The sequence below is a fragment of the Carboxylicivirga taeanensis genome (genome assembly GCF_051851475.1).
In the GTDB taxonomy this organism is placed as follows: Bacteria; Bacteroidota; Bacteroidia; order Bacteroidales; family Marinilabiliaceae; genus Carboxylicivirga; species Carboxylicivirga taeanensis.
This window is the reverse complement of sequence record NZ_JBPUSJ010000001.1, coordinates 124672-137293: the sequence shown is the minus strand read 5'-3', so window position 1 is coordinate 137293 and position 12622 is coordinate 124672. Positions and strand designations below refer to the sequence as shown.

The 12622-nt window shown below is 43.0% G+C and carries 9 protein-coding genes; 7 read left to right on the top strand and 2 right to left on the bottom strand.

Annotated elements, in window-relative coordinates; translation table 11 throughout:
* The first annotated feature begins 169 nt into the window (after positions 1-169).
* From ACSX1H_RS00660 to ACSX1H_RS00640, 5 genes are all read left to right on the top strand, one after another.
* Positions 170-808, top strand: a complete 639-nt coding sequence (locus ACSX1H_RS00660) for a hypothetical protein (RefSeq protein ID WP_439181591.1) — start codon at positions 170-172, stop codon at positions 806-808.
* 335 nt (positions 809-1143) lie between these two features.
* Positions 1144-1788, top strand: coding sequence for a response regulator transcription factor (locus ACSX1H_RS00655; RefSeq protein WP_439181590.1), 645 nt, complete (start codon positions 1144-1146; stop codon positions 1786-1788).
* Positions 1789-1953: 165 nt separating this feature from the next.
* Positions 1954-2586 carry an energy transducer TonB gene (locus tag ACSX1H_RS00650; protein WP_439181589.1) on the top strand — a complete coding sequence of 211 codons (633 nt, stop codon included), beginning with the start codon at positions 1954-1956 and terminating at the stop codon, positions 2584-2586.
* Positions 2587-2669: 83 nt separating this feature from the next.
* Positions 2670-4004 (top strand): DUF5723 family protein, encoded by a 1335-nt coding sequence (locus tag ACSX1H_RS00645; protein WP_439181588.1) that lies wholly within the window; start codon positions 2670-2672, stop codon positions 4002-4004.
* Between the two features lie 5 nt (positions 4005-4009).
* A complete protein-coding gene (locus ACSX1H_RS00640) occupies positions 4010-5440 on the top strand; it encodes a YfaP family protein (protein ID WP_439181587.1) in 1431 nt (476 codons plus the stop codon).
* A 39-nt stretch (positions 5441-5479) separates the two neighbouring features.
* Here the strand turns inward: ACSX1H_RS00640 and ACSX1H_RS00635 are convergent, their stop codons facing one another.
* Entirely contained in the window at positions 5480-6331 is an 852-nt protein-coding gene (locus ACSX1H_RS00635) for an alpha/beta fold hydrolase (protein WP_439181586.1), read from the bottom strand.
* Positions 6332-6481: 150 nt separating this feature from the next.
* On the opposite strand from ACSX1H_RS00635, the gene ACSX1H_RS00630 reads away from it, so the two are divergent.
* Together ACSX1H_RS00630 and acs are read left to right on the top strand one after the other, a co-directional pair.
* Positions 6482-9463: a PEP/pyruvate-binding domain-containing protein gene (locus ACSX1H_RS00630; protein WP_439181585.1), complete on the top strand. Its 2982-nt coding sequence runs from the start codon at positions 6482-6484 to the stop codon at positions 9461-9463.
* Positions 9464-9616: 153 nt separating this feature from the next.
* Positions 9617-11506 carry an acetate--CoA ligase gene (gene acs / locus ACSX1H_RS00625; RefSeq protein ID WP_439181584.1) on the top strand — a complete coding sequence of 630 codons (1890 nt, stop codon included), beginning with the start codon at positions 9617-9619 and terminating at the stop codon, positions 11504-11506.
* Between the two features lie 75 nt (positions 11507-11581).
* Here acs and fabD read toward each other — a convergent pair whose 3' ends face one another.
* The gene (gene fabD / locus ACSX1H_RS00620; protein WP_439181583.1) at positions 11582-12472 is read right to left on the bottom strand and encodes an ACP S-malonyltransferase; all 891 of its coding nucleotides are present in this window, start codon (positions 12470-12472) and stop codon (positions 11582-11584) included.
* Positions 12473-12622 lie beyond the last annotated feature (150 nt).

Here is a 12622-nt window from a genome sequence, read left to right as displayed (position 1 = left end):
ATTGAGATAAATTACAGGGTACTTTTTGTTTTCGGAAATGATTTTGACGGTAAAATACGTGTGGGCCCAATAGAGGTTGTCTAATTATTGAAAGCTTTCATAAAACATATTAATAATTGCCTTTTGACCAATGGTCATTGGAATTGTCATTCTTGAAATATTGAAAGTTATGAATTTTAAAACCTTACCTTCAAAATTAGTTATTCTTTATTTGTTAGCTACTTTATTAACAAGCTGTGCATCATCTTCCATTATTTCGGTTGTTAAAAGCCCTGCTGAACATCCTTATTCATCCATGATGGTGGTATTTGTTACAGGAGATAGTTTTAAGGGGTTTACTGAGGAAAATTACAATAACAATGTGCGTGGTAATTTTAACAATATTTCTTACCTCAAATTCCGGGAGCAGCTCGAAAAGTCTCTTGAGCGCAATATCGGTGCGGGTGGTTTCCCGCGTATAGTAAAATCATCGGAAGCTTTTTTGCCGGATGAAGATTATACCTATTCACAATTTCTGAACAAAGTGAAAAGTTCTGGCAGCGAGGCCATTTTAGTTATAAACCTTGATGGTTATTGGACGTCATCTAAATACGTAACCACCTATTATGAAAACAGTGCAGTAACGGATGAGCGGGAAGAGCCCAATTCAAGTTACAATGTTTACTTATATGATGTTAATGAGTTAGCAGAGTATCAATGGATCAGTGAAATTGTAGTCAATGGCATTTATGCAGGTTATGACACCTTAAACAATTACTTCTCCCGTCGTGTTGCTAAGCGTTTGCGAAAAGACAACTTTATTCATTAACTCAATTAAACAGCAGGCATAAGGGGCATGTTGTTGAGACGTCCATTAAAAATTACAGATGGCTGGCACTACCAATGCTGGCCATTCTTTTGGTTATATCTCTGGGAAATGATTCTCAGCTTGAAAAGAGCCTCTGCATCTGATGCTATTATAATCAATCATTTATTTATGCTGAATGACCTGCTAAGCGAATGAATAACTTGACATAGTCTTGTTTTTGCCTTTTTTTTGTCACCCATGCTTATTTCGACTCCTGGTTTGTACAAAGGATGATAGGTGAGCTTTTTAGTTTTATCACTGTTAGTGACTATTGGTTGCTGTCATAATTCTAGTGTATGAATGGTCGAGGGATTGAATTCTATAAAAAGGTGCTTAATCATTTGCCGGCATCTGTTCATATTTTGGAGATTAGAGAGGATTTGGCCGCCCGGCTTGTATGGGCCAATCGTAATTACTACAGTGAAATTGGGATTAACCCTGTTAAGCGCCTTGATATGGGTTTTTTAAACCAAGGTTCGTTATTTGTAGAGGAAGATCTTCAATATGTCCACGCGGCTTTTTCAGAAATTTATAATGGTTCTCAGGAAACAAAAACCATTCTTGCAAGAATAAATAAACCCTTGGAACAGCGTTGTTGGATATATTCGCGAGTGAGAAGAATTGATTTGGGTGATGATAAAGTATACCTGATATGTTTTTTATATACGGTTGATCAGCACCTGGTTCGTAATCCGAATAGCCTCGATGCATTTATTGCCGAAAATAATCGATTGAAAAACAACTTGCTTCTGACTAAATTGACAAAGACCGAACTTACCGTCCTCTCACATTTAGGACAAGGCTTAAGTACCAAACAGGTGGCTAAGGTCTTGTATCGCAGCTTTAATACCGTAAATAATCACCGGCGGTCAATTTTTGCCAAGCTGGGCTTTCACAAATTATCCGAACTGGTCGATTTTGCTAAAGAAAATGGCCTTTAACCTTGTTTACGGAGCCAGTGAGGCATCACCCTTTGTTTGTTGGAAACTGAAAAATGACATAAACATGTCATTGTGCTCAGCTTTTGAGTGATCTTAACTTTGTTACAGCTAAAAGGTACCAAATAGCCTAAATGAAGTACGAATGTTGAATTTAAAGAAAAGATCATGAAAACGATATGTGGAATGCTTATGGTAGTGTTGATGCCACTCTTTGTTGTGGGGCAGGCAACTCAAGCACCTGTTTTTAAAGGGAGTTATAGCGGACAGAATATTTATCAGTTTATCGAACAGTACATTATTAGTAACGACATTGATTATGACGAAGTGAGCGCAGTTGCTGTTTCGTTTATGATTGATGCACAAGGGCAGGTAAGTTCTATTGAGTTGCTAGATGAGGCTAATAGTCAATTGCAGGCCCAAGTCACACAGTTCATTGAAGCTACATCAGGGTATTGGGAGCCAGCCTACAAGGCAGGTGAGCCAGTTGATTTTTTATACCGAATGTCGGTTCGCTTTATGCCACAAGCCGAAGAGATGAGATTTGCCATTTATCAGTTCAAAAAAGGGTTGCGGCACCTAAAGCATCAAAACTGGACAAAGGCAAAAATATGCTTTGATCGTTGTGAAGATGTTATGCCGGGGCATGGAGGTGTGAACTATATCCAAATAGTGGCGTGCTATTTCAATGGCAACCAGGATCAGGCCATGAGCCGGTTCATCCGTCTGAAAGAAAATCAACCAGAGCTTAGCAATTCTTTGCTTAGCATGGGAGAAAGATATGCCTTTCTTTCTGAATAGCAACTGCAAGCAATGGCATGTTGGTTCGTCTTGGGTCAATTTGCTTTTGCTTGATTCCAATCATTTATCTAAAAAATTGAAGTATGAAAAAGCTACTTGCAAGTTGGTTGGTTGCTATTCTGTTTATCATTGCTGGGAAAGTGGAGGCGCAAAATGCAATCATCGGCTTTATGAATCAGGTTCCGCAATCACAAAACTCTAACCCTGCCAATTTTGAAGGACAAGATTCCTATGTCAGCTTGCCCGTGTTAAGCTCGGTTGATGTTTCGCTAGGAACCAAAGGATTTTCAATTGATGAGTTGATCGAAAGCTCCAAAAAAGCCAATGATAATGAAAGTTTTTGGGGCATTTTGGAAAAAACTGTTGCCAAGGATAATGAGGTGCTCGTGTCAACCAGCTTGCCGCTGCTGGGAATTGGCATCAAGCGGCCCAAGGGGTTTTGGTCGCTTAATTTGAGTAATCGGTCAGTAGGAGCAGTAACATTTAGTGATGAACTCATGAATCTGCGGTTTCTTGAAATGGACTACAACACCCCCGAAGCAATTGATGTGGATGTTGAAAACCTGGGTGTGGAAGCGATTGTCTTTAATGAGTACCGTTTAGGGTATGCACGCGAGCTCACTCCGAGATTCAAGTTAGGGCTTGCGGTTAAATTTTTGGTTGGGCACGCCTATCTGCAAACAAACAATGTTAATATGCAAATCAACTATGATGAGCTGCAGGGTGGAACGGTTCGTATGCAGGGAGCGGGGCTGTTGCACGGGCCATTTAATTATGTTCGAAGTGAAGACAATTCGTGGGACGTAGATTATAATAGTCCAGGTCTAAACTATTTTGCATTTAATAAGAATACCGGTGTGGCTTTTGATCTTGGTTTTCGCTGGAAGCTATGGGATAAGCTTATTTTAAGTGGGGCGATTGTAGATGTTGGCTCACTGAACTTTAGAGAGAATGGAGTGTCTTTTGAAATTAATAACGAGGCGCTTGTGGATGCTCAGATGGCAAGCGAAGGAGTTGAAGTCGTTGATTTGGTCAGTGATGAGCTGCTGGATGAGTTAATAATCAATGAAGAAGAGGTTGAGCATCGCTTTAGCTTGCCTGCTGCCTATCACTTGCAGGTAGAAGGGATGCCTTACAAGTGGCTTCGGTTAGGCGCGCAAATAGGACGTTTTAGTAATAGTCTCCAGTCCTACACCAATCATACTCTCACTTTGGGCTTACTTCCAGGACCTCGCGTTGGGGTGTATGGAGCCTATTCCTTTTCTGAATATCGTGGACAATCTTTGGATGTGGGAATGTACGGTCGGCTCTTAGGCTTTTTACAGCTATATACGGTTGTCGGTGGGCTGGTCAATAAGCACTCCAATTCGGAGTTTTCGGTTAGTACTATACGATTTGGAATCAATATTTTAATATAATAACTATGAAATTACAAGGATATATATTTGGCGTTTTGTTGTTGGTTTTGGTAGCGTGTCAGGATGATGATACACCAGTTAATAACGATATCACCGATCCCGTGTCACCTATTGAAATGGTGTGGTACGAAAATCCCGGGGCAGCCTTTCCTTTGAAAGCCAGTATTTTTCAGGATGACCTGCAACTGTCTGTTCTTATGCATACCAGTGACTCTGAAGTGCAGACTACCTTAAGTGGCTTTTATGTATATGACAGTGAAAGTAATGTCGAGAGTGTCATATTGCTTGATGAATTTGGGGAACCAACATTCGTCTATTCTATTGACCCCTTTACAGGCGAGAAAAATGGAGAAGTACTTGAATTTGAGCGTATCGATGCTGAAAGTTTTTACGTAAGAATTTACCATTACGACTGGGATAACCGCCTGGGCACTCTTTTAAATGAGAGCAAGATTACGAGTCGGGGAACAGGTTATGATGAGGAAATTATTTTTGAATCGGCTGCTGCCGCACAATTAAATGCATTAAGCGGGAAACAGCAAATTGCCTTTCCTCATCCACTGCCGCGCCTCGAAAAAATGGCTAACAGTTCGCGTCAACTCCTAAAAACGGACAATGAAAGTGTTGACGAGGCACTGACCATTTTTATTGATGCCTTTCACCAATTTATTAATTCAGAGGTGGTTAGTTGGATGAATTACTCGAGAAATGCCGGAGCTGTTATTTTGGGCGCAGGAACAGTTGGAGGCTTAACTCCTGCTATTGCGGGAGGAGCTGCTTTGATCGCAGTTTCCAGTGTTGTTAAAACGGTTGTTTCAGACCAATTTTTCAACTTTCTAGATAACTTTCAAACTAATTATCATAACCTACAGGAACAAACTAATGCGCTTGGAAGTGATGTCCTCAGCTGGGTGACAGATCCTTTGGAGGAGCTCAGTTCAATTCGGTGGAGTAATCCACGAATTGATCAAAGTTTTGTGTCAACCCTTGTTTCGTGGTATAATGCCAACCAAATAATGGTATATCAGAGCGATTTGGATGATTTGCCTGATTCCAATGGGGTGCTTCAAATTGGACTTTCATGGAACACCAACCTCACCGATATTGATTTGTGGGTAACCGATCCTCATGGCGAAACCATTAAATTCTCTAATCCATATTCATCCAGCGGTGGTTATCTGGATAGAGATGATGTGGATGGGTTTGGGCCAGAAAACATTTATTGGCTGTCTGATGTGCCAGACGGAACGTACATTGTTGCGGTGCATTACTATGGCTGTGAAAACGCTTCCTGTCCCGAAACAGACTTTACTGTCGGAGTTGTTAACGGACTCGGTTTCCAGGAAAATCGCACCGGAACACTTAGTCAGCTCGATGGCTTTGTGCAGGTGATGTCCTTCAACTATTCTAACCGAACGATTGAGTTATTGGACTAACACAATTAGTAAGCTGCTAAGGATTTTTTCTTTGGCAGCTTACTCATTTTTGGAGTGTAAGGTGTTAATTTTATCCTGAGCTACTAATTGTCCAACTTCATTTAACAGCAGTTGACTAAATTTTAAAGGGGTTTCATAAAAAGGCATGTGCCCCGCGGTAGCTACCACAAATAAATTCGTAAAAAGCGATGAGCAGTGCCTTTGGAGGTAAGCCAAATCATAAAACTGGTCCCTTTCACCAAAAATACCAATTACAGGTATGTCAATTGTTTTCATAAATTCCTGTTGGTCCATATAGTTTCCTTCTGAAATTATTTGTGCCAATGTTTTTCGACAAAAAGCATCGCTTTTTTTAATAGATGCAGTGAATAGCTTGCTCTTGCTGTTTGTATTGGCTTTGCTGAGTAACAAGTCATTCATTTTGTGTATGTCCTCAGAGGACAGAGTAGACTGAAAAAAGTACTGAATAGCAGGGGTGTTTTTGAAGATACGCTTGTTGAAAGGGTTTGAAGCTGGAAATGAACAAATCAACACGAGTGCCTCAATTTGTGTATTGCTCCTGAGTACCTCAATGGCTATGTTGCCACCAAGGCTGTGTCCGAGCAGTATTACATGGGTTAATTGTAAGTGAGCGATGAGGGCATTAATTATTTTAGCTTGATTGTGAAGGTGGTAATCCTTTTTGTTTTGTCCGGCTTTGTCCGATTCTCCATGTCCTAAAAAATCTGGAGCAATTAGTCTATACCGTGATTTTAGCGCTGCATCATTAAGCTGTTTCAGGAAGATGTCGGCGCAAAGGGAGTTTCCGTGCAAAAATACTAATGCATACTTGCCATTGCCTGCTTCGTAGTAGGAGATGTTGTATCCGCAAATTAGGGCTTGCTTTTTCATGTCATTTTTTTGAAAAGGAGCAGTAAAATTAATGGAGGTTCTCTAGCGTGTCAACCAAACTGCATCAGTAATCTGTATGAGTAAGGTTGTTGTTGTGAGAATTTACTGTTTAATTTGTTACCAAATCCAACACAATAACATTGTTTGTACATGAAAAGTCAGACGAGCCAAATTGAGCTATCCCAAATATATAACCGCAAGCGCACCGACCGCGATATTTTTCAGGAACTGATGTCCTTTAAGGTGCGTGAAGTGTTGTTGATTGCCAACCATTACGATTCGTACAGTATTGTTCGCGAAGGACGGTTCTTCGACAAAATTTTTGGGGAATACCTGCAGTTAAATTTATTTACGGCTCCGCGTATCACGAGTGTAGCCACGGCCGATGAGGCTGAGCAAATGCTTCAGGAACGGGAGTTTGATATGATTATCCTGATGGCGGGGCTCGATAAATTGTTGCCGCTGCAAATGAGTGCCCGTCTGAAGCTGGTTCAGCCTGATGTGCCTATTTTGCTGATGGTGAACAATAACGCTGATTTGAAGTTTTTTGACGAAGGCAGCGGTAATATCGAGCACATCGATCGCGTGTTTGTGTGGAACGGCGATTCGCGTGTGTTTCTGGCCATGATTAAATATGTAGAAGATAAGATGAATGTGGAGAAGGATGTGCAGGTTGGCGATGTGCGTGTTATTCTGCTGGTAGAGGATTCGCAAAAGTACTACACCCGTTACCTGCCTTTGCTTTACTCCATTATTATGAGTCAGACACAGGCGATATTGGCTGAAGAATCGAGCGATCAGCTGCATAAAATTATGAAGATGCGCGTCCGCCCAAAAATTCTCCTGGTGAGTAATTATGAGGATGCCGTTGAGATTGTGGATAAATACCTGGATAACCTCATTTGTGTGATTTCTGACGTGAAATATACACGTAACGGGGTTGAAGATGAGGAGGCTGGAGTGGAGCTGATTAAGTACGTCAAATCAAAAACAATTATTCCCACGCTTTTACAGTCGTCTGATCCGGCCAATGCTTTAAGGGCAGAGGCTATCCAATCCGATTTTATTGATAAGAACTCGGACAGTTTATCGTTGGATATTTACAATTTTATTCACCAAAAGCTGGGGTTTGGCAACTTCGTGTTTAAAAACACACGGGGCACAAAAGTAGCGGTGGCGCGCAATCTCAAGGAGTTTGTGGATTGCATCGAACAGGTTACGCCCGAATCCCTGCTATACCATGCCCGACGAAACGGAATTTCGACCTGGCTGATGGCACGTGGTGAAATCACCATTGCCAAGCGCCTGCGCCCCTATCGGATTGAGGACTTTGAGAGTTCCAACAAATTGCGTCTGGCCATTCTTAAAATATTCGAAGATGTGCGCCTGGAGCGCCTGCGTGGTAAAGTGGTCATGTTCGACAAAGAAATGGTAAAAAGCAGTCGCTATATCGTACGTATTGGCGAAGGCTCCTTCGGTGGTAAAGGTCGGGGTGTTGCTTTTTTGAGCAATTTCATCGAAAACATCAATTTTGATAACATTATTGATGATATTAACATACGTATCCCGGCCACTACAATTATTGGCGCAGGAGAGTTCACTCATTTCATCGAAAAGAACGATTTGTATACACAGGCTTTTGTCAAGAAAAACTACGATGAGATAAAAGCGTTATTCCTGAAATCAGAACTCAGCGATGAAGTCAACGATAAGCTTCGGCAATATGTTGAGGTGATGGATCAGCCTTTAGCAGTTCGTTCTTCAGGCTTGTTTGAGGATAGCTTGCTCCAGCCTTTTGCCGGGGTTTATGCCACTTACATGGTGCCCAATAACCATCCGGATGTCAATGAGCGTTTTCGTCAGTTGTGCACGGCCGTTAAGCTGGTTTATGCATCCATGTTCAGCGACCCGGCGAAAGCTTACTTCGATGCCGTCAACTATAAAATTGAGGAGGAAAAGATGGCGGTGATCATCCAGGAAGTGGTTGGTGGCAAGGTGGGCGAACGTTTTTATCCCAATATCAGTGGTGTGGCGCAGTCGTACAACTACTACCCTTTTTCATACATGAAGCCCGAAGACGGCTTTGCGGTGCTGGCTGTTGGCTTGGGGAAATACGTGGTTGGTGGCGAAAAAGCCTATCGTTTTTGTCCCAAGCACCCAAAGCTGGAACTTAACTCCATCCAGGATCAGATAAAAGATTCTCAGGCCTACTTTTATGCACTTGATCTGGAAAATACCGATTTTTGTCTGGAGAAAGGCGGAGAAGATGCGGCCATTGTTAAGCTGAGTATCAAAGAGGCCGAGGAAGATGGGAACCTGAAGCACTGTGCAACGGTTTATGATTACAGTTACGACCGCATGGTTAACGATTTTGATAAGCGCGGCCCTCGTGTGGTAAACTTTTCCAATATCCTCAAATACGACTATATACCTCTTTCGCGTACACTCGATATGCTGCTGCGGTTTTTTAAAGAAGCTATGGGCGCTCCGGTAGAGATTGAGTTTGCAGTAGACCTGGACCCGGGTATTCGCGATTTACCGACGCTATACCTTCTGCAGATAAAGCCACTTATCCGCGTTGAAAACAATGTGCATATCAACTTCGATGAGGTGGATAGGGATAAGATATTGTTGCAGTCTGTGAAAGGAATGGGAAATGGTCGTCTTAATCATATCAAAGATGTGGTGTATATGAACATCGATGTCTTTGATCGCACCAAAACAGCGGAGATGGGGGCCGAGATGGCCGAGATCAATAAATACTTTGAGGAGCAGGGGAAGGAGTACGTGTTGATTGGGCCTGGTCGCTGGGGCACGCGCGACCGTTTTACCGGCATCCCGGTATATTGGTCACAGATATCACATGCCCGCATTATTGTTGAGATGGGCTTGCCAAACTTTCCATTGGATGCCTCGCTGGGCTCACACTTTTTCCACAACGTTACATCTATGAATGTTGGCTATTTTAGTGTGCATCATAATGACCAGAACCAATTTGTTATGCTCGATACCCTGAAAGCTCAGAAGCAAATTCGTGCCACCCAATACTTTTGCCATGTCGAATTCGAACAGCCGCTTACTATTCTTATGGATGGGAAGAAGCAGAAAGCGGCTATTGTGGTTAACGATTAGTTGAGACTAGCGGGGTGCTGAAGCGCCTTGTGGGCGACGTTTTTAGTGGTGTTGATATTCAGAATAAAGAGTCTGAAAATATTGTAAAAGCAATTTTCTATTTATATCTTGGTGACAATCACATTATTAACCAAGAGATAAATCTGAAAATTTATGATGGATCCAAAAAACTTTGTTTATCCTTCAAAAGAGGTCATCGACTATGCCACCATTAAATGCTACGATGATTTATATCAGCAGTCCATTAGTAACCGGGAAGAATTTTGGGCCAAAGAGGCTGAGTTGTTAGATTGGTACAAGCCATGGGACAAGGTGCTCGATGACTCTGCTCATCCTTTCTACAAATGGTTTGTTGGTGGCAAAACAAACATTATTCAGAATGCCATTGACCGACACCTGAAAACATCTAACCGCAACAAGCTGGCTCTTATTTGGGAAGGTGAGCCGGGCGATTTAAAAACGTACTCTTATCATGCGCTTAATCGCGAAGTAGCTGAATTTGCTAATATTCTCAAAGCAATGGGAGTCCATAAAGGCGATATTGTCACCATTTACATGCCTCAGATACCCGAGCAAATATTTGCCATGCTGGCTTGTGCTAAAATTGGTGCCGCGCATAGCGTGGTCTATGGCGGCTTTAGTCACGAGGCACTGGCCGAACGCATTAATGCAGCCAATAGCCGGGTGGTAATTACTGCCGATGGTGGTTTTAGGCGGGGAAAGCCTACCAAGTTGAAGGATATTGTGAACAAAGCGATGGAACTATCACCTACCATGGAGGTGTGTATTACGGTGAAGCGAACAGGGGAGGATGTTTACATGGAAAATGACCGCGATTATTGGTATCACGACTTAAAAGCCTTGCCGATAGCCAGCCATAAATGCGAAACAGAGGAGATGGATGCCGAAGATATGCTGTTTCTGCTCTACACTTCGGGTTCAACAGGCAAGCCCAAGGGGCTGGTGCATACCCATGGAGGTTACAGTGTTTATACATCGGCGACCCACCGGATGGTATTTGATATTAAACCTGAAGATCGCTGGTGGTGTGCGGCTGATCCTGGCTGGATTACCGGACACAGTTACATGGTTTATGGGCCGCTAATTAATGGGTCTACCATTTTTATGTACGAAGGGGCGCCAAACCATCCCTATCCGGACAGATGGTGGCGAATGATTGATAAATACGGCATTACAATCTTGTATACCTCACCAACGGCAATTCGTGGTCTAATGCGCTATGGGGAGTCGTGGGTCAATCGCCATGATATTAGTTCATTGCGCTTGTTGGGTTCGGTGGGGGAGCCTATCAACCCTGAGGCCTGGCGTTGGTATCATACCATTGTCGGAAAGCAGAAGTGCCCCATTATGGATACCTGGTGGCAAACTGAGACAGGTGGTTTCGTGATTAGTCCATTGCCTGTTACCCCATTAAAACCCGGTTCGGCAACAAAGCCGTTTTTTAGCCATGAGGTAGGTGTTGTTGATGAACAGGGGAATGATGTGGCTGCCAACGAGGTTGGAGCTTTGGTGATAAAAAATCCATGGCCTGGCATGGCCCGCACAATCATGGATGATGATGAGCGCTATAAAGAAACCTACTGGTCCAAGTTTGAACAGCAAAAATACTACCATGCAGGCGATTCGGCCCGGAAGGATGAAGATGGTTATTTCTGGATTATCGGACGAAGTGATGATGTGATTAAAGTAAGTGGTTACCGCCTTGGGACGGCTGAAATAGAGAGTGCAGCGGTTAGCCATCCTGATGTTGCTGAAGCGGCTGCTATTGCATTGCCGCATGAATTAAAAGGCAGTGGCATTCATCTATATGTTATTCTCAAGGCAGGGTTAACAGGTTCTAAAGAGCTAGCCAAGGAGTTGCTTGAGCATGTGGCTAAGGTAATGGGGCCAATAGCACGCCCCGAAGAAGTAATTTTTGCGGACTCTCTGCCCAAAACACGCAGTGGGAAAATTATGCGTCGCGTTTTAAAAGCCAGGGCTTTAGGTGAGGATGAAGGCGATTTGAGTACCTTGGATGATTGAACCAAAACAAAAGGCAAGCTTTTTCGGCTTGCCTTTGTTATGCTATCAGCTAAAAGCTCTTGGCTGCCAGCTTAATTATCCTTGATAAGTGCTGAAACCGTTGCATTCCATTTTACGGTCTACTTTTTTCACTAATCCTTGTAATACTTTACCTGGTCCCACTTCGGTGAATGACGTAACACCATCAGCAATCATGTTCTGAACAGTCTGTGTCCAGCGAACGGGAGCTGTTAATTGGGCAACCAAGTTTTCCTTGATGGTGGCAGGGTCAGTAACGGCCTGTGCATTTACATTCTGGTAAACCGGACAAACAGGTTTGCTGAATTCGGTGGCCTCAATCGCTGCAGCCAGTTCGGTGCGCGCCGGCTCCATCAGTGGAGAATGGAAAGCTCCACCCACAGGTAATTTAAGCGCACGCTTGGCCCCTTTTTCTGTTAATAGCTCGCATGCTTTATCGATGCCTGCGATTGAACCAGAGATAACCAATTGACCGGGGCAGTTATAGTTAGCGGCTACAACCACCTCTTCAATGCTTTCGCATACTTCTTCCACCACTGCATCTTCCAGGCCTACAATAGCTGCCATAGTCGATGGCTCAACTTCACAGGCTTTTTGCATAGCCTGAGCCCGCTGTGAAACCAATTTTAAACCATCTTCAAAATTCATGGCACCAGCAGCTACCAGTGCAGAGAATTCCCCCAATGAATGACCAGCAGTCATTTCTGGCTGAAAGGCATCGCCAAGTGTTTTGGCCAATATAACAGAGTGTAAAAAGATAGCCGGTTGCGTCACTTTTGTCTGCTTAAGGTCCTCGTCCGTCCCTTCGAACATCAGGTCGGTAATACGGAATCCTAAAATTTCATTTGCTTTTTCGAATAGATCCTTTGCCAGCGGGGAGTTTTCATACAAATCTTTTCCCATTCCAACGTATTGGGCACCCTGGCCCGGAAATACAAATGCTTTCATATTTATTTGTTTAATAAGGCAGGTCACAAGTGTTGTTAAGAACGTTAATTGTTGTTTTTTGTGACCTGCTTAATAATTTAAGTTTTAATGTCTCACATCCCGGTATTAGGTGCCTTATGCTGCAAACAACAAAGGCTCACGGTTGACGAG